An 18,776-nucleotide genomic window follows, 5' to 3' on the forward strand; every position below is an offset into this window, starting at 1 on the left:
AACAGGGGGTAACAAAATCATGAACAACAGTGCAAATTGCAGCATCAACAATATCTATAAACTGGAGGGCCGGGTGCCTCTTGGCAAGGCCATTCCCTTTGGGCTTCAGCACATATTGGCCATGTTCGTTTCCAACCTTGCGCCTATCACCATCATATGCGGAGCAGCACAGCCGGCCTTAAGCCAGGCCCAGACCGCTCTCCTGCTCCAGAACGCCATGTTCGTTGCAGGTATCGCAACCCTGGTCCAGCTTTATCCCATCTGGCGGATCGGCTCCAAGCTTCCCGTGGTCATGGGTGTCAGCTTTACCTTTGTAACTGTGTTGAGCACCATTGCAGCCAATTACGGATATCCTTCCGTTGTGGGCGCCGTACTCATAGGCGGCCTCTTTGAAGGTACACTGGGTCTTCTGGCAAAATACTGGCGCAAGATCATCACTCCTGTTGTTGCTGCTTCTGTTGTAACAGCCATTGGATTTTCTCTTTTTACCGTGGGCGCCAGGTCATTTGGCGGCGGCTATGCAGATGATTTCGGCTCTGCCGAAAACCTGATGTTAGGCACCGTCACACTGCTCACCTGTCTTTTATGGAATATTCTTGCAAAGGGGTATTTAAAGCAGCTCTCCGTCCTGGCAGGGCTGATCGTGGGATATGTGATCGCCATTTTCCTCGGAAAGGTGGACTTAAGCCTGATCATGTCCGGCGGGATCATTGCTTTCCCAACCATACTCCCCTTTATGCCTGAGTTCCATGCAGGCGCCATCATATCCGCCTGTATTATTTTCCTGGTGTCGGCAGCTGAGACCATCGGGGACACCTCGGCTCTCGTATCAGGCGGCTTAAACCGCGAGATCACAGGCAAGGAGATCTCCGGCTCCCTGGCCTGTGACGGGTACTGTTCCGCAGTATCCACCCTGTTCGGATGTCCTCCGGTCACATCCTTTTCACAGAATGTGGGCCTGATCGCCATGACAAAGGTGGTGAACCGCTTCACCATCATGACCGGTGCGGCCTGTATGATCCTGGCCGGCCTGCTTCCGCCCGTGGGCAACTTTTTTGCCTCCCTTCCTCAGGCAGTGCTGGGCGGATGTACCATCATGATGTTTGGATCCATCCTCACATCCGGTGTCCAGATGATTGCAAAATCCGGATTTTCCCAGAGGAACATCACCATTGTCTCCCTGTCACTGGCAGTGGGTATTGGGTTCACAACCGCCAGTGAGATCGGCATCTGGGACATTTTCCCGGAGCTTGTCCAGTCTGTCTTCTCAGCCAACGTGGTAGCTGTCGTGTTCGTGGTGTCCGTGTTCTTAAGCCTTGTGCTTCCCAAGGATATGGACATAAAAATGCTGGAAGAACAGTAAAAATGCCGAAAGAGCAGTAAACCGGCAGAAAACTCCTTTTACGCAGTGTTGTTCGGCCTGCATAAAAGGAGTTTTTTCATGGGGTTGGATAGGCGATCTTTAACGTATCGCCATCCAGTGATACGCCCTTGCTGCGGACAATGGGAAGTTTCTGTTGGGCGGAAAAACCAATGGTCTCCCCGTCCCGGAGGACCACATCCTCATCCAGCACATAACAGGCCAGATTCAGCAGGAAATCCCGCAGTTCCCGGGGATCCGCCCCGGCCTCCAGAATTTCCATCTCATCTTTTCCAAAGGATTTCATACCGTAGGTATATGTGTTCCATCCCTTCTCCGTCTGGTACAGCCCGAAATAGATCCAGTTAAGGATGGGAAGCCCTCCGTCCCTGAGCATCTCCGATGCGTCCAGATAGAATTGAGGCTGGAATACAGTGCCGCTGGTATAGATGCCCAGCACATTCTTCTGCCGGCACAGGGCCGCAAGCACCTTGACAAACAGCTTTCCCCGCTCCAGTACCGGGGCGTCTTTCCCCATAATCGCAACGATCAGCTGGGCCTGGTGTGTTTTGACAATCTCCACTGCCTCCGGCCACATATAGTTGTTGGCCGCATGTATCTCCGCTTCCTTATCCGGAACAGGGACATCCATCAGTGCTGCCATCACCCGCATATTGCTGACGTTAAAGAGCATCACGTCCTCTGCGTGATCGCTGCCTCCGGCGTCATCCTCCGCCTCATCTTCCTCCGCGTCCTCCTCTTCCACGCATTCAATTCCCCACATTGACTCCATGTCTGACTTGAATTGGGATCGATCCCACATGGGACCGGCCAGCAGGACAAAGCCAACAAAGGAACCTGTTTCCTCCTCCCTGTCCTGGTTCAGGCCCTCCTCCCCTTCCTGAACTTCCAGTCCCTGATCCGATGCTTGTTTCCTGACCGCATTGATCAGCCCTTCTTTTTTCCTGGCCTTGGCGCTGAATGCAGCATGTATGCTCATGTCTCCTCCTTTTTCAGGCAGATACTGCCCACATTGCGGCGGTATGTATGGAAAAATGCCTCTTTGACCGGGACATTCCCCAATACCTCCAGGGCTGCCTGAAGCACTTGATCCAGATTCCAGGCAATAAAGTCCAGATAACCCAGGGAAACGCCGGTAGCCCCTCCTGTAAACGTCACTGCATCTCCTGCCTTGGCAGATATCTTCTGCTCCATCTCATCCCGAAGGTCCAGTATCTGATCCCTGTCAATTCCATCCAGCGGATACCAGAAAAAGCCAGGAACCGCCCCATCCATATGAAAATCCTCCATGATCTCATCATCCCCCTGATAATAGGCTCTGGGAATAGGCAGGCAGGACGTGACACCTGCGAACACATCCTCCCGCAGAGACCAGTCCTCCTCCCCCGAGGGAGTCATCTCATAAGCGCTGTACCATGTGCACAGTTCATCAGCCGTCACCAGTTCCCTGTCCCTGCTTATATACTCCATCAGTTCGTCCAGGCAGAACTCCTCCCCCTGCCCCGGCTCCTCCAACAAGTCCATATATCCGATATACCGGATGGCAGGAATCTCCCCTATGGCCTGGTCCAGCAGCACGGTCATCAAACCATATGCCTGGTTCTCATTCTTTTTCACAAGGGGAAGCAGCTTTTCACAGTATATGGAAAGACCCAGCTGCTTGTCCTTCAGTTTCTCCACCCAAACCCGGGCATCGGAAAGCCCAATGGTCCTGTCATACATCCTCAGTTCAAACCCCTTGGCAGGCTGCCGTCCAATCAGGATATTCCAATGGTCAAATACTTTCTCAGGTGCATGGTTTTTAAAATACACCAGCTTAAACAGCCGGCTCCTATCGCCATCCGGCGACAGGATCAGGTCATATTTGTCCCCATTAAAACCAATCTCAAAAAACGGCCGGTAAAACGCAGGGGCAAGCAGCTGATGACACCGTTCTGCCACAGCCTCCCCATCCTTCCTGTCATCTATCATTGCCCGCAGCCCTGCCTCCCCGTCCAGGAATGACTCCCATCCCTCCCGGGTCCTCTCACTGAAAGGCTTCATGGAATTGGGCAGGGTAAGGCTCCTGCTACACTGTTGGATCAGCGACTGGGTATCCTCATCCCCGGGCCTGAGTTCCAGTGCTTTCTCAAAGTAGGATCTGGCCTTTAACTCCTGGTCCAGGTAATAAAGGGCATAACCCATTCTGAAATTCCAGTCATGGTCCTGCACAAATTGATCTTCCACTGATTTAAGAAGTGCTGCCGCCTTTTCAAACAGATCCCTGTCCTCTGGCGATGCAAGATTATTATAGGCACGGGCCAGCTGGCTGATCAGATCCGGCGTCTGCTGTGTCTGGGGAAGGGCCTCAATTGCATCAATGATCTGCTGGTACTGCTCCTCCTCATGCCATTTTTTAATTTTCTCCTGAAAGGCAGACGGAGCTTGGGTGCGGTCTCTTCTGATGGGGCTCATAGTCTTTATACCTCCGTATTTTCTTTGTGTGCTCCCGAAGTCTCCTGATACTCAGATTTGCGAGATGATTTTTTGTCAGTTGTGCGTAAATTTATGAGGCGTACACGATGTGTACGTTGAATCAATTTGTGTGCGGCTGGCGGGAAATCGGCCGCAAAGGTGGGTGACGGGGAGACTTCAAGAATACACCTTTCTCTCATTATACACCCGGGGCAAAGGAAAGGATAGTAAAAAACCGGGGAGAAGCAGATCGATCTGCCTCTCCCCTTCTCTATCCTTGCTGCTAACACCTTTTGATCCAATCATATCCTTCATTTATCGTGCCATACGTTGAGACGGGAGCTCCGTTACAGCGGGATCAGTCATCATCACGGTCGTTGTGATCGTCATCATCATGGTCGTCATCATCTTCATCATCATGGTCATCATCATGGTCGTCATCATAACGGTCATCATCTTCATCATCATGGTCGTCATCATCTTCATCATCATAACGGCCATCATCATCATCATCACGGTCCATATCCACAATTTCTCCTGTGACAGCGTTTAAATCAACCTCATATGCCACACCGTTTATCACTACTTCTATTTCATACACGCCGTCATCCAGCTCATATTCCTTGATCTTCAGATCACCTGCGGTCAGCCCCAGCTGCTCCAGCACCATCTTCTCAGCCGTCTCCCTATCTATATATCCTTTATCATTCAGCGCATGGAGCCCAACGACCTTGACATACACATCAATATCCCTGCTTTCCACCACATCCCGAACCCCTTTTTCTATTTCCTTCATAAAATTATCATTCGGATACCGGGATCCTTTTTCAGCCTTGATCACCAGACTGTTCTTAGAGGAGGCTGTCTCCCTGTCAAACCATCCCTTTTCATCCAGGCGCCTTACCAGACGCTTCACAGCATCCTTGCAATCCTCACCGAGATAGCCGTCCTGCTCGTCTAAAAAGTCTTTCCCTGCCCGGTCGATCCCTTTTATTTCCAGCACATCTCCATCTCTGTCATATGCAATGGATATATCAGGCCCTGCACTTACAAGAATACGGCCTTTTACCTCCTTCCGGTTTGTCTGCGCCTTATGCCATGTTGCTCCCATTGCCACATTTCCTGCTCCCACGGTCCCTGCCGCCAAAATGGCGGTACACATAAACACTGCTGCTTTTTTCAATCTCACCTCTAACATAGTCATCGTTCCTCCTTGTTCGGATCTTTATTTCTGTTTACATTCATAGACTACGGATACGAAATTGTAAAAACGGGGTAGCAGAAACTTTTTATGATATTTTTTAGGGAAAAATTAAATTGGCGCTGAAATTCCGCCAAAACCTCCATTTTATTCCTCTCCCGCTTTGATCCGCAGACGGCTTATACCAAAAAAGAGTCTTTGTTCCATCCGGCAACTGCCTGACGTACAATGACTCTCTTTTTGCCCGTATACGCGCTCACCCTGTTAATCCGGACAAGTCTGAAATCTTCTCTGTAAAATATCTTCCTGCTGCTGTACACGGCTGCTCTTCCTGAAAATTAATTAATCATCATCATTGTCTTCTTCATGTTCATTGTCCCGGCCATTGTCTCTATCGGCCCGGTCATCATCTCTATCGTCACGGTCGTCATCCCTATCGTCTTGGTCATCATCCCTATCGTCACGGTCGTCATCCCTATCGTCTTGGTCATCATCCCTATCGTCACGGTCGTCATCCCTATCGTCTTGGTCATCATCCCCATCATCACGGTCGTCATCTCTATCGTCTTGGTCATCATCCCCATCGTTATAGCCGTCATCATCACGGTCATCGTCATCCAGGCCGTCATCATCACATTTTTTATTCCGCTCCTCCTGACGGCTGCTCTCCGTTGCAACCGGCGCGGCGACCGGATGCACGGATGGCGTGGGATGGTGCGCGGTTGAGGCCGGTGCCTGGCTGGCCGGTGTTTCCGGTATGGTTTCTTCCTCCGCTGCCCCAATCTTTATCTCCACGTGCATTCGCCCTTCCAGCATATGGCTGAGACCGGAGCTGATGGTGTTTTCCCTTTTATCCTTCCAACCGGCGCTGCCCTGGGCTTTGACCGACACAGTGCCTCCGTCCTTTAGATACCCCATTTCCACAGCCCGCTCAACCAGGAGCTGTGTCATTTCCTCTGAATTCTTTCCTTTATAAGAAACCTGGTCGATCAGCCGGATCCCATCCTCATTCAGTCCCTCCAGGCCAACCACCCGGTCCGTATAGCTGACCGACATCATCACATCCGGATTGATCCTGAGTTCCACGGTTCCATAGGTCATAAAGCAGGCTCCATAGGTTCCTCCCCCAAGAATAGCCGCGCATAGACAGGCCGCTATCATAAGAGGCGCCAGTCTGAAGCGCAGAGGAACGGTCTGGGTGCGCCGGGCGATCACATGATCCACCTTCTGCCCTGCTTCATATCCCATATTGGCAACTTTGATCATACGCCCGGCCTGGTCCAGTACAATGGCATAAGCGGGATGGCATTCCATTACAAGATACATCATGTCTGTTCCTCCTTTCCTCCGGAAATCTGGCAGAGATGTCCCCGGATCATCTCATATCCATTGGTGTACGCAAGCAGTATGGCTACCAGATAAATCCGGTGCCGCTCCAGCGTCTTTCTGGGCACCCCGGAAGCAGCCGCAAGTTCAGCCATGGGAAGACGTTTACTTTTCATCAGGCGGTCCAACAGATGGGGCTGTCCCTTTGCCGCCTTAAGCACCTTATGGCAGGCACTGAGAGTGCGGTCCTGTTTGGGACAATTATCAGCCACATCCGATAGGGTCAGACCGTATTCCAAAAGATTCCTGCCAAATTCTTCCAGTTCCTCCTTTGTAGCCTCCCTTATGGTCCAGTCATCCATGGCATCCCCCTCATCTGCAAGCTTATCTGAAAGGGCCGGGCCATCCTCCTCCCCCAGGGGGGTATCATAGGAAATAATCCCCTTGTGGCGCTCCTCCTTCCGGTAGTAATCGATCAACCGGTTGCGGATCGCTGCGGCAGCATAGGAAAGAAAGGATCCCCTCCCCTTCTCATACCCCTGGATCGCTTCATAGAACGCAAACATAGCAATGCTCAGTTCATCATCCCTCCCGCCTGAGGGTGTGCTGTGGTTAAACTTTGCTGTCTCAGACCGTATAAAATTCATATACGCGGCGATCAGTTCATCTGCGGCCTTAGAATCCTTTTTTGCCTGCCGCACCATACGAACGATCCCATGCTCCTCCCCCATACTGCCACCTCCATTTACAGTAGTATACGCAGCCACCTTTTAACTTTCGGGGTAATCTGTAAAATATCTTATTTTGATTATATCAGATACAGCGAAGAAGCAGGCACTTTTTTTGCGGAAAGAGGGAGGAACGGTATTCCCGCGGCTATAAGAGGTCCCACTAAATTCAGATCATCCACACAAAATGCTCCCGGTGCAATGCTAATAAAATACTTCTTTTCCCGGCCGGCATTAAACCCATTGATCTTCCCGCTATACCGGCAAAATACCTGCTCATGTTCCGCCCTTGTAACCCCTGGCGTAACGTAAACAGGGGATTGGCAGACCACACACATAAAGATAACCTGCCAACCGGGAAGGACCTGGAACATATACGATCTACTGTTCCGGGCCTTAGGGGCCAGCAGGTTATTTTTTAGGTCAACTTTTTATCTTCAACGTGCCTGAAACAAAAAGATTAAGAATTTAAACCATTTTCCTCATGGGCGCGGTCCTTTTTCCACACGCGGTAAATGGAGATAAGCAGAGGAATCACCACGGCGAACAGGGCCACGTTGCCAAGCATCACATATCCCTTCTGAACAATGGCCACCAGGCCCACACTGGATATCAGCCAGCAGGTCAGCAAAAAGCCCATGGACAGAATAAAGAATTTTGCCTTGTGGCTGAACCTTTCAGTTTTCCACACAGCGGCCCAGCGGTTGGAGAAGTTGTATGTAAAGCTGGGGGCAGTGGATACCACGGCCAGTACCACAACCACCCAATAGATGGCGGTAAGCACGGCAGGCAGGTACTGCCGGCAGATCAGCAGGATGGGCGTACCCGATATGATTTCAGGCATAAAGGGAAGCACAATGGCGCCGGTCATGGCAAACAGGAGCGTAACCAGCAGGCCGATGGTGATGCCGGAGCCAATGGCATCCTTCTTGCCCCGGATCTGGTCGGAGTAGTTGCTAAGAGTGGATCCCCAGGACGAGCAGGTCATGCAATAGGAAAAGAACATGGAAAAATGGGTGGTCACAGTCGTGCCGGTCCAATCCATACCAATGTCAAAATTTCCGATGCGCTCCATCAGCACGGGCCCCCGGATGCTGATCACAGCCACCAGGATGGATACCAGTGACATAATCAGGGATACGGTCATCAGCGTGTTGAATCTGCGAAGGAACGCGGCGCCGTAGATGCTCAGTACTGCGAACAGCAGAACGCCAAAGATACTGGCGATCACGGAAGGGATGCCAAGCAGGACGTTCATCAGTTCGGAGAAAAGGGCAACGGTAGCCGCCACGGTCACTAGTCCCATCATCATGGTATAAAGGTCAAAGAATACAGTGACAATGCCTTTTAAAACCGGGTTGGCATCAGGTTTGTGCAGGCCGTAAAGGGCCAGATAATAGGCATTGTAATTGGTGATCTTATAAGCACGGACAAAGTTCAGCCCAACACCGCAGAAAAAGGACATGGCTGCAAAGAACATGAGCAGCCACACCAGGGCCCAGCCTCCGCCCAGTGTAACGATGTAGGTGGAGGCATAGACACCGGAGGCCATATTGGCGCCGCAGAAGGTACCAAACATAAGAGCGCCAAGACCAAACCAAATAGAAAATGTTTTTACGAAACCGTTTTTTTCTTTCTGTTGCATGATCATTCTCCTCACAAAATCATGATTGTTCAGTTTCTCTCTCCTTATCTTGCCGCGTACTCAATGGCCGCCTGACGTACCCATTCCAGGCGGGAATCGTCAATGTCATTGGGAACCGTGCAGTCGGCGCCCAGCATAATGCCAACCTGTCCGCATTCATCTAAGATCTTCCACGCCGCTTCCTTTACATCCTGTTCCGTTCCCTTGTAAATGACAGTGTCCTGTGCAAAGCCTCCGAAGACAGGTTTGCCGCCAAACAGCTTTTTGCCCTCGCTGAGGGATACTCCCTCCACATACACGGCGATATTGACAGCGGCTGCCTCAAAGTCCGTAAACAGATCCAGGTGGTTGGCACGGCCGTGATAACCGCAAATGTGCAGCAGATTGATCTTGCTCAGTTTGTTGGCGCTTTTCATTACTTCCTTTTCATAGGGCGCCACATAGGTACGGTAGAAGTCATCATTAAAGAAGTTGGACTGGTTATTGACACTCATGTAGATACCGTCCACGCCCCCCTCTCTGATCAGCATTTCATTGATGGCTGAGATTCCGTCACACAGGTTCTTCATTGCGGCGGCAACAGCGTCCGGGTCTTCGTCTATGAACTTCAGCATTCTGGACTCATCACCTTCACCGGGGATGCCTCCTATACACAGGCTGTTGCGCAGCACCACGGATGGGGAAAAACCAGTGGCGTATACAGGAGCGTCCGAGTCCTCATAGAATGCCCGCACCCGTCTGGTAAGCTCCAGGGATTTCATGGCAAAGGCTGAGTCGGAAGCAGGCGCCTGAACCTTACGTAAATCATCTGATGTTTTTACAAAGGAGACATCTACAGGCATAATCATCAGGGTGTCATTCATAATTTTGATCACATCAGGGTCAAACTTCTCCCTGGCCAGTTTGTGCCCTATGATATTTCGCTCAAAGGCTTCCTGGTTTTCCATGCCTTTGCCCCACTCGCCAGGAGGACAGAAATGATGGAAAAACGCCACGGGGACGCGGTCTACGGGGTTGTTTTCCAAGAAGTTCATGAATCTTTCACGTTTGGTCATAAAATATCTCCTCTTTTCAATTTTATTTGACAAATATGTCAGAAATATAATATCATATAGACAAGATTTTGTATAATATATAAAAAATCCAGCCATATGAAAAAATCTATAATGACAGAAACATAAAGGTATCGGATATAAAAAATATGGACGACAGAACAAGGGAGGGGATATTATGAAAATAAAAGTGCTGGAATATTTCATCACTCTGGCGGAAGCAAAATCCATTAACGAGGCAGCGCAGAAATTATATATTACACAGCCCAGCCTGACAAAGGCACTGCAGCTGTTTGAGAAGGAAATCGGTGTTTCTCTCTTCTGCCGGGCTCAGTCCGGCATTACGCTCACAGAAGCAGGTAAAAAGATTCTGCCCGAGGCAAAACAGATTATGGAATATTACGATGGATGGCTGAATCTGGCGGAACAGGATTTTTTAAGAACAGTAGACGTGTATGCCCATACATCCCTCTCGGGCTTTCTCTTTCCGGACATCATTCTGCATTTTAAAGAAATATATTCAGATTTGAACATTAATTACACCACGGTCCCATGTCCGGAAGCATATCTGTCCCACGATATCCGGAAACCGGTAATCGCCCTGGCGATCTGCGAGGAAGGGGAAACGTGCAAAGCACACCAGAATATAGGTGGGAAGGGATACGAGCAGCTCCCGCTGCTGCAGGGAGAATATGGATGTCTTGTCAATAAAAACGGCCCCCTTGCCAAACGCCGGTCCATTGCGCTGGAGGAGTTAAAGACCCATTATTATTTCATTGCCCCAAATCTTCAGGAAATGGTCGAAAAGCCGGGATTTATGTCAACCGTGCTTCAAGACACCGTTAACACGATTTCCTCCCACAAGATGGTTCAGGTGGAAACCGTGTCCAATGTGATAGAACTGCTTCAGAAATACCCGGAAGGGTACGTAATCGCCTGTTATCCGGCCTGTAACCGCTATGCCGGCGTAGCCAGCGGAGATCTGATCTACATCCCCTTACAAGGCTATGAGGCAAAGGTTAACATATGTCTGTTTTACGAAAAGCAGGCGTATCATCAGTACCCGGTTCTGAGAGAATTGATTAAAACCATAACGGATGCGTCAGCCCGGTTTATGGAGGAACACAGGAGCCGGTTCTGACGCAGAACTATTGAATCCCTTTTAACAGTCTTAATCCAATGCCTCGTTCAGTTCCTGTGTTCCTGGCAGTACAAACCGCCCCTGGCAGATAATAGAAATCTCGCTGCCGTCCTCCCTCACTGCCTTTATGTCTCCCAGTTCAGAGTATGGGATGGTAATATCCGTATGGCAGCTGAAGTAAGCCTTTGACATATCCTCCCTGCGCAGAAGGGATATCTCATTATCCCTGGCAATCACTTCCTTGCCGTCCGGGTTGTACATGGGTGAATCCTCCGCAAAGCTGTAGCAGGTATCCCCCACTGCAAAATGGGGGCCCATCTTTTCAGCGATCAGAATGGGCAGCTTATCACCAATGCCGAATTTCTGCGCCATGGCATACGCCACCGTGTTGGTGCCGATGGCAAATTCTCCCAGGGGCAGCCACTCATGCCCCTGCATGATCACCTGCTTTACAAGCGCCCTGCCCTGAGCCTCCTCCCGGGCATCTTCCCCTTCCCGGGTGAAATTGCCGCAGGAATAATCCGTAACCTTCCCATCCTCAAACCGGATGCGCAGGTTTTTAAACTGGTAATCTCCCACATAGACATTGCTCACATGAAGCAGCCCTTCTGTGCCTGTGAGCAGGGGGGATGTAAATACCTCACCCAATGGGATGTTCACATCGGATACGCAGTTTTCAAAGTTGCTCTCCCTTTTCCTGTCCCCCAGAGGATGGAGCACCACCTTCATACAGGTCTCATTGTCTCCCCTGCCCGTGATCAGCACATGGACGGCCTCGTCCAGGGCATCGATGATGCACTGCTGGATCCGCTGGTATTTCCCATAATCCAGAGTGTTAAGCTCTATGGTCTCCCGGAAGATCTCCTCAAAGTCAGGGCCGATATCCGGCTTAGGGAATGCGATGATGGTAAAACTGGTTTCGTCCCCGGGCATATACTGGTTCACGATCCGCCTGGATTCATTGGCGTAAGCCACCATCAGCTCCTCCTGATGGGCGTTAAGCTTCAGGGCTGTCTTCTTGTTCACGGGCGCAAAGCCTTCCTCCCCAAAGGTCTCCACCAAAGCAGGGCCGGCACACCAGGACGCTTCTTCCCGGAACTCCTCATAGGCTGCTTTCAGCACGGCGAGCTTGCGCTCCTTAAATGCATTGCCCATATATAAAGCGCTGTCGTAGCGGTGGTCGTAATCATACTGACGGTTGGCAGGTGTGCCGTAATAGCCCCGCTTTCCGTTGGCCCGCCGGTTCACGGATTCCACCGCTGCCCGGTAGAAAACCACCTCCAGGCCCATGGCCTTAAAACTAGCCGCCGCCCTTCGGATCATGCGCTCAAATCCCAGCTGGAATTCCACCACCACGGTCTTTTTCTTCTTCAGGTCCCTGCCCATGACCTCAAATCCCTTGCGATACCCTTCCGTATAGGTATCCGCCATCCGGTCAATGGTCTCCTGTGGAAGGGTATTCATAAAGGAAGCCAGCTTAAGGTCACTGTCCGCCACATACTCCCCGTACCTGTAAAGGTAACGCAGGTCGCTCAGATTACTTTCCATGATAATGTCAGCTGCAAAGGAAAGCCCCGGGTCCACTCCCTCCCTCACCCGCCATGTTACGGTAAGGTCCGAGTAATCGCTGACAAACCAGTACAGCGCGTCCTGGACGGCCTGTTTATCCGGAATATCCGCCCCATCCTCCCAGGCAAGGGAAAACAGGTTGTATACCTCCAGGAACAGCTCACTTAAGATCGTGATATTGGTCAGCCGCATCTCATAGGCATACACGATATCCGCCCTGATCTCCGTATAGAGAAATGACAGCAGCTGCCCTACTCCATCCCCCAGCTGCTCCACGGCATAGTCCGGGTTCGCATAGCTCTCCCCATAGGATCCGGGCAGGATATCCTGATACAAGGCCCGGTTCTCAGCCTGAAGCTGCTCCAGGCTCATACTGTCCCGGCCCCCCTGCATCCTGCCCTCCACCAGCTTCCCGATCTGGTCTATAAAAGCAGCGGTTTTCTTAAAATAACTGCCGTAAGGCAGCCTCATCTCCTCCGTTTCCATGGACCTGATTCGCTCCATGGAAAGCTGGTAGCGTTCCCTTACGGCATCATTTTCTTCCTGTAATAATATTCTGTAATCCATCTGCATCAACTCCTATCTATCTCATAAGCCCGGTAATGATGATAACTACCCATATGATCAGCAGCACCAGGCCAATACTGATACCAATCTTTGCCAGTATGTAATTACGTTCTTTTTCACGGAATGACAGCAGCCCGTACCACAGGCCCATCAGGGCCGCCATAATGCTGGCAAAACCCAACGCCCCTGTGTTCAGGCCGCCCTGTCCCGCCTGGGACACCGACAGATACATACTGGTGCCGGCCAGGGCAAGGCTCAAGACAGCAAGCACCAGACAGTAATAGCTGTTCCTTGCAAAGGGGTTTCTCACATAAGATACCTTATCCCCAACATACTTCACTTTGTCAACCTCCTGTGTCTTATCTTAACACGTGTATACTGCACAAAACGGTATATCACATAACCAAGAGCAGCTCCCAGGGTATTGAGCTGCATATCGTCCACATCAAAGCTTCCCACACGGAAGATGAGCTGCAGGGTTTCCAGCATCAGGCTGAAACCAAATCCCAGCATGACTGTGTTGTACCATTTCTTGCTCCTCCTGCTGATAATGGGCAGGAAAAAGCCAAAGGGTAAGAATGCCGCCACATTTCCAACCATATTAATAAGGAAAAGCAAAGGACCAATGGTATTATAATACCTGAAATACCTGGATATCTCTTTAAAGGGCACCAGATTGTACTGGTAGCCCCTGTTGGTATCCGTCCGGCCAAAGCTCTCCGAAAAAAACATAAAATAGGCCAGCAGGCACAGGTACAATATGAACAGCACCCATCCCAGCTTCTGGCGCTTTGTTGTATTTCTGATCATTGGCAGCCCCGCTTACTAGAATTCAATCTCTGATTTACGTTTCAGAAGCAGCGCGCCGTTTATAATGGAAATAATTCCCACGGTCAGTCCGGTCACTGCTATGATGACTCCGATCGCAATGCATCCGGCTCCCGTATTGCGCATTGTCTTATAAACTCTCTCCATATTCATCGCCTTTCCAACATGTTGATTGCCAGTTATTCTGCCTGTGCACCATATTGCTGATAATAAGCATCAATGGCTGCCTTTATCTGATCGTTGATGACTATGCTTCCCTCACACTCTCTGTTGTAAAGGTGTTCTACCACATCCTTCATGGATACGATGGCTGCTGTGGGGAATCCGTATAGATCCTTGATCTCAGCCAGGGCGCTCTTTGTTCCCTTGCCCCGCTCACAGCGGTCCAGGGACACGATCAGTCCCTTGATCTCAACATCCCCCTGTGCTTTCAGGATAGGGAAGGTCTCCTCAATGGATTTTCCAGAAGTGGTCACATCCTCGATGATCATCACCCGGTCCCCGTCTTTTACCGGACTTCCAAGAAGGATCCCCGTATCCCCATGGTCCTTCACTTCCTTGCGGTTGGAGCAGTAGCGGATATCCTTTCCATACAGATCGCTGATGGCCATGGTGGTTGCAACACTTAAGGGGATTCCTTTGTAGGCCGGCCCGAAGAGCACGTCAAAATCCAGTCCGAAATTGTCATGGATGGCCTTTGCATAGTACTCACCCAGCTTCTTTAACTGGGTACCTGTAACATAACTTCCCGCGTTCATAAAAAACGGAGACTTGCGTCCGCTCTTCAGTGTGAAATCACCAAACTTAAGTACCTTGCTTTCCACCATAAATTCAATAAAGTCCTGCTTATAGCTCTCCATATATTATATCCTCACTTTCGGTTTTTATCTTACTGCTCCAATGAGCTGGTTGATATCCTCGATCCCATACCGCTCCATATAGGCCCGGATCCCCTCCACTGTCTCCACAGTAGCATAAGGGTTGTGGAAATTAGCGGTGCCGATGGCCACCGCGCTGGCTCCTGCCAGAATGAATTCCAGGGCATCATCCCCATTCCGGATCCCGCCCATTCCGATAATGGGCACCTTCACTGCCTGGGCCACCTGGTACACCATACGCACAGCCACCGGCTTAATGGCCGGTCCTGAAAGCCCGCCGGTCCTGTTGGCCAGGGCAAACGCCCTTTTGTGTATATCGATCTTCATGCCGGTCAGGGTGTTGATCAGGGAAACGGCATCCGTACCCCCGGCCTCCGCCGCCTTGGCCATGACGGTAATATCCGTCACATTGGGGCTCAGCTTCATGATAATGGGCTGTTTTGCATGGGCCTTTACCTCCCTGGTAATGGCCTCCACCGCCTTGGGATCCTGGCCAAAGGCAATGCCCCCTTCCTTTACATTGGGGCAGGATATGTTGATCTCCAACATGTCCACCGGTTCGTCACCCAGACGCTCCACCACCTCTACATAGTCCTCTGTGGTCCTTCCGCAGACATTGACAATGATCCTGGTGTCATACTGTTTTAAAAAGGGAATATCCCTTTTGGCAAAAACTTCTATGCCGGGATTCTGAAGGCCGATGGCATTGATCATGCCGCCGTATGTTTCCGCGATCCTGGGGGTTGGGTTACCAGGCCACGCAACATTGGCCACGCCCTTGGTGACCACTGCTCCCAGGCGGTTTAAATCCACAAATTCACTGTATTCCATACCGGAGCCAAATGTCCCCGATGCTTCCATCACCGGATTCTTAAATTCCACGCCGGCAATATTTACACTCATATTCATCACTGGGCACCTCCGTTATAGTTCGATCTCATCTGCCAGGAATACGGGTCCGTCCTTACAGATGCGCTTATTGTGTACCTGTGAATGGCGGTCAATATCCTTTGACTGGCACACGCAGGCCAGACAGGCTCCCACGCCGCAGGCCATCTTTTCTTCCAGTGACAGCCAGCACTCCATTCCCTGCTCAGCGGCATAAGCCTTCAGGGCACGGAGCATGGGGGTGGGACCGCAGGCATAAATGATATCGGCCTTTAACCCCTGTTCACGTATGGCATCCAGTACATTGCCTTTTGTTCCCGCACTTCCGTCCTCGGTGGCCGCATAGACCGGTCCGTACGCCTCAAACTCCTCCTTCAGGAACATCTGGCTGTCCCTGTATCCCAGCACTGACCGGACCATTCCCCGGCCGCTGTCAGCTCCGCTCTCCCGGCCGGACTCTTGTTCCGCCTGAAGGGCTTTGGCCAGTTCCAGCAGGGGAGGGATTCCGATGCCTCCTCCGATCAGAAACGCTCTCTTCTCAGGCTTTAACGGAAAGCCGTTGCCCAGAGGTCCCAGCACATCAATGGTATCCCCTTCCTTCAGGCAGGAAAACTCCTTTGTGCCGGCGCCTGCAATGCGGTAAACCAGGCGCAGTTCTCCCTTTTCCCGGTCAATGCCGCACAGGCTGATGGGCCTTGGAAGCATCTTTGATCCGTCCTTTGAGTACAGGGACAAAAACTGTCCCGGAACTGCTTCCCCCGCGATCTGGGGGGCCTTGATCCTCATATCATATATATCCTCAGTCAGCCGGTCCTGTTTTGTGATAACCGCTGTCATTTTTATCTTTGCCATAAAAAATCTCCATCTTTATTGTGCCGCCACATTATGTTCTTACAGCACCGGCAATAATCTGCCGGTGCTGCAGTCCGTTACAGTACGCTGTTGATATCAGCAACCATATCCAGTACGGCCTGTCTGGAGGCTTCGCCAAAATGCTCCGGACCGAACTGTTTATACTTATCCTGCTTGTAAGCAGCTATGATGCCCCTGGATGAGTTCACAATGGCCCCAAGTCCATCCTCATTAAAACAGTGCTTTAGGTCATCCGCCGTACCGCCCTGTGCACCGTATCCCGGCACCAGGAAATAGGTTGCGGGCATCAGCTTGCGGAGGATCCTGCTCATCTCCGGGTAGGTGGCGCCCACCACGGCTCCCACATTGCTGTATGCACCGTCCATGGAAGCAGCTCCCCACTCCATCACCTTCTGGGCCACCCATTCGTATAAGGGTCTTCCATCGATCAAGCGGTCCTGAAATTCGCCGCTGCTGGGGTTGGATGTCTTAACCAGGACAAACAGTCCCTTATCATCAGTGTTGCACACATCTACAAAGGGCTTTACTCCGTCTGTTCCAAGATATGGATTGACCGTAAGCATATCCACGTCAAATCCTCTGTATGCATTGCTTCCCACCTGGACCGCGCCCAAATGGCCGGTGGCATATGCCGCGGAAGTGGAACCAATATCCCCCCGCTTGGCGTCTCCAATAACGGTCAGGCCCTTTTCGTGGCAGTATTCCACTGTTTTCTTATATGCAATAAGCCCTTCTATGCCAAACTGTTCATACATGGCGATCTGCGGCTTAACTGCCGGGATCAGATCACATGTATGGTCAATGATTTCCTTATTAAACTGCCAGATAGCGTCCGCAGCCCCCTCCAGGGTCTCTCCGTATACATCAAAGGATTTCTTAACCACATGTCCGGGCACATAGGACAGCATCGGATCCAGTCCGACACAGATCGGGGCGTTTGTCTTCTTTATCTTTTCAATCAACTGACTAATCATAGCGTCCTCCTTATGTATGAGTACTGAAAACTCTTTCCCCATTCTAACATATAAAGTACCTTGTTTCAAGGAATGATATTCCAGTATTAAAAAATATTTTGTCGTGTTTTTTTGAACCGTGTACCCGGAAAACGATTTGCCCATGAATCTATTTGCTCCCGGATCTATTTACTCCTGGTAAATTTTGTTGTATGCTACTTTTATAAATATCCTCAGTGGGCAGGGACGACTATGGTGTATTTCCTTTTCCTCTGAGAGCAGGGGCGGGAGAAACCAATATGAGCGAATTTAATCGATCCAGTGAACTGTCACATATACTGAAGCTTCAGGAGGAGGCCCATGACGGCCGGGCAGATCTTAAAGCGGACATGTGGGACCGGCGTGTAAAGAACTGGAAGCAGAACTTCTGGAATCAAAACCTGAAAAAGGGAAAAGCCATGGACCGGATCATGGAAACTGCTGATTATCTGAGAGTCAACGGAGTCCTTGGACCGGATACGGATGTGGTGGATATCGGATGCGGGCCGGGACGTTTTGTATCCGAATTTGCCTCCACCGCGCGCCGAGTGGTGGGCATTGACATTTCCACCCGCACCATTGAATATGCCCAACTGTTTACCCGTGAGCAGGGACGGGACAACACCCGGTTCCTGGTCCGTGATTTCTGCAGCATGGACCTTGAGGCTGAAGGACTTTACCATGCCTTTGATCTTGCCTTCTGTTCCCTGTCCCCGGCTGTTTCCGGCCTTGAGGGCCTTGAAAAATTCATGGAGTTGAGCAGGTCCTGGTGCTGCATGAACGCCATTGTATCCGGCCGCCACCAACTCCACGAGCGCATTGCCAGGGAGGTGTTTCACAGGGATACCCTAAACAGCTGGAACGGACGGCATTTTTACACCAGTTTCAATACTCTTTTCCTTACCGGGTACCTGCCGGTCACCAGCTATTATACCCAGACCAAGGAAAATTACCGGACAGCGGACAGGGAGTTTGCAGAGATATCCGGTTCCATTATCCTGCCGCCCGGTGAGAGGACCACGGATCGGATTGAGAAAATATACCGCTGGATGGCGGAACACGCGGACGAGGACGGCAATCTCTATGAGAGCTCGGAATTTACATATGGACGGCTGCTGTGGAATTTAAAGGGCAAACGGACCCAGACACGGCGGTCTGTGGAGAACAGCCATTAAGAACTGCTATTAGAGACAGCAAAAAACTGCCACGGAAGGGATGAGCATTTTCCCTTTTGCAGCAGTTTTTCAGATTCA

At 50.9% G+C, this 18,776-nt stretch carries 18 protein-coding genes; 3 read left to right on the forward strand and 15 right to left on the reverse strand.

Translation table 11 applies throughout. The features are described 5' to 3' along the window. Positions 1 to 19 precede the first annotated feature (19 nt). Positions 20 to 1,363, forward strand: coding sequence for a nucleobase:cation symporter-2 family protein (locus CLFS41_RS06965; protein ID WP_007859456.1), 1,344 nt, complete (start codon positions 20 to 22; stop codon positions 1,361 to 1,363). Between the two features lie 76 nt (positions 1,364 to 1,439). On the opposite strand, the gene CLFS41_RS06970 is transcribed toward CLFS41_RS06965, so the two are convergent. The 7 genes from CLFS41_RS06970 to CLFS41_RS07005 form a co-directional block, all read right to left on the reverse strand. Continuing rightward, positions 1,440 to 2,360, reverse strand: coding sequence for a DUF4261 domain-containing protein (locus tag CLFS41_RS06970; protein WP_052665645.1), 921 nt, complete (start codon positions 2,358 to 2,360; stop codon positions 1,440 to 1,442). Next, positions 2,357 to 3,835: a hypothetical protein gene (locus tag CLFS41_RS06975; RefSeq protein WP_045091859.1), complete on the reverse strand. Its 1,479-nt coding sequence runs from the start codon at positions 3,833 to 3,835 to the stop codon at positions 2,357 to 2,359. The genes CLFS41_RS06970 and CLFS41_RS06975 overlap by 4 nt, the downstream gene beginning before the upstream one ends. A 358-nt stretch (positions 3,836 to 4,193) precedes the next feature. After that, positions 4,194 to 5,033, reverse strand: a complete 840-nt coding sequence (locus CLFS41_RS06980; RefSeq protein ID WP_045091860.1) for a PepSY domain-containing protein — start codon at positions 5,031 to 5,033, stop codon at positions 4,194 to 4,196. Between the two features lie 345 nt (positions 5,034 to 5,378). Continuing rightward, positions 5,379 to 6,365, reverse strand: coding sequence for a hypothetical protein (locus CLFS41_RS06985; protein ID WP_045091861.1), 987 nt, complete (start codon positions 6,363 to 6,365; stop codon positions 5,379 to 5,381). Then, positions 6,362 to 7,093 carry a sigma-70 family RNA polymerase sigma factor gene (locus CLFS41_RS06990; RefSeq protein ID WP_045091862.1) on the reverse strand — a complete coding sequence of 244 codons (732 nt, stop codon included), beginning with the start codon at positions 7,091 to 7,093 and terminating at the stop codon, positions 6,362 to 6,364. Before CLFS41_RS06990 ends, CLFS41_RS06985 begins: the two co-directional genes overlap by 4 nt. Positions 7,094 to 7,550: 457 nt before the next feature. Continuing rightward, a complete protein-coding gene (locus CLFS41_RS07000; protein WP_045091950.1) occupies positions 7,551 to 8,735 on the reverse strand; it encodes a hypothetical protein in 1,185 nt (394 codons plus the stop codon). Between the two features lie 44 nt (positions 8,736 to 8,779). After that, complete coding sequence (locus CLFS41_RS07005; protein ID WP_152649021.1) at positions 8,780 to 9,790, reverse strand: uroporphyrinogen decarboxylase family protein; 1,011 nt, start codon at positions 9,788 to 9,790, stop codon at positions 8,780 to 8,782. Positions 9,791 to 9,965: 175 nt separating this feature from the next. Here CLFS41_RS07005 and CLFS41_RS07010 point away from each other — a divergent pair, with 175 nt between their 5' ends. Next, complete coding sequence (locus CLFS41_RS07010) at positions 9,966 to 10,928, forward strand: LysR family transcriptional regulator (protein ID WP_007859467.1); 963 nt, start codon at positions 9,966 to 9,968, stop codon at positions 10,926 to 10,928. Between the two features lie 30 nt (positions 10,929 to 10,958). Here CLFS41_RS07010 and CLFS41_RS07015 read toward each other — a convergent pair whose 3' ends face one another. The 8 genes from CLFS41_RS07015 to pyrF form a co-directional block, all read right to left on the reverse strand. After that, positions 10,959 to 13,064: an aminopeptidase gene (locus CLFS41_RS07015; RefSeq protein ID WP_007859469.1), complete on the reverse strand. Its 2,106-nt coding sequence runs from the start codon at positions 13,062 to 13,064 to the stop codon at positions 10,959 to 10,961. A gap of 16 nt (positions 13,065 to 13,080) precedes the next feature. Further along, entirely contained in the window at positions 13,081 to 13,404 is a 324-nt protein-coding gene (locus CLFS41_RS07020; protein ID WP_007859471.1) for a DUF6142 family protein, read from the reverse strand. Next, on the reverse strand, positions 13,401 to 13,874 hold the full coding sequence (locus CLFS41_RS07025) for a VanZ family protein (protein ID WP_007859473.1): 474 nt from the start codon (positions 13,872 to 13,874) through the stop codon (positions 13,401 to 13,403). Before CLFS41_RS07025 ends, CLFS41_RS07020 begins: the two co-directional genes overlap by 4 nt. A gap of 15 nt (positions 13,875 to 13,889) precedes the next feature. Continuing rightward, entirely contained in the window at positions 13,890 to 14,039 is a 150-nt protein-coding gene (locus CLFS41_RS30400; RefSeq protein WP_040415522.1) for a hypothetical protein, read from the reverse strand. Between the two features lie 32 nt (positions 14,040 to 14,071). Next, positions 14,072 to 14,752, reverse strand: a complete 681-nt coding sequence (pyrE, locus tag CLFS41_RS07035; RefSeq protein ID WP_045091863.1) for an orotate phosphoribosyltransferase — start codon at positions 14,750 to 14,752, stop codon at positions 14,072 to 14,074. Between the two features lie 24 nt (positions 14,753 to 14,776). After that, positions 14,777 to 15,679, reverse strand: a complete 903-nt coding sequence (locus tag CLFS41_RS07040) for a dihydroorotate dehydrogenase (RefSeq protein ID WP_007859818.1) — start codon at positions 15,677 to 15,679, stop codon at positions 14,777 to 14,779. 15 nt (positions 15,680 to 15,694) lie between these two features. Next, positions 15,695 to 16,510, reverse strand: coding sequence for a dihydroorotate dehydrogenase electron transfer subunit (locus tag CLFS41_RS07045; protein ID WP_007859820.1), 816 nt, complete (start codon positions 16,508 to 16,510; stop codon positions 15,695 to 15,697). 77 nt (positions 16,511 to 16,587) lie between these two features. After that, positions 16,588 to 17,505 carry an orotidine-5'-phosphate decarboxylase gene (pyrF, locus tag CLFS41_RS07050; protein ID WP_045091864.1) on the reverse strand — a complete coding sequence of 306 codons (918 nt, stop codon included), beginning with the start codon at positions 17,503 to 17,505 and terminating at the stop codon, positions 16,588 to 16,590. A gap of 278 nt (positions 17,506 to 17,783) precedes the next feature. Between pyrF and CLFS41_RS07055 the strand changes: the two genes are divergently transcribed. Next, complete coding sequence (locus CLFS41_RS07055) at positions 17,784 to 18,698, forward strand: class I SAM-dependent methyltransferase (protein WP_007859824.1); 915 nt, start codon at positions 17,784 to 17,786, stop codon at positions 18,696 to 18,698. Positions 18,699 to 18,776 lie beyond the last annotated feature (78 nt).

Origin of the sequence: Clostridium sp. FS41 (assembly GCF_000954015.1) — a bacterium.
GTDB classification, from domain to species: Bacteria; Bacillota; Clostridia; order Lachnospirales; family Lachnospiraceae; genus Enterocloster; species Enterocloster citroniae.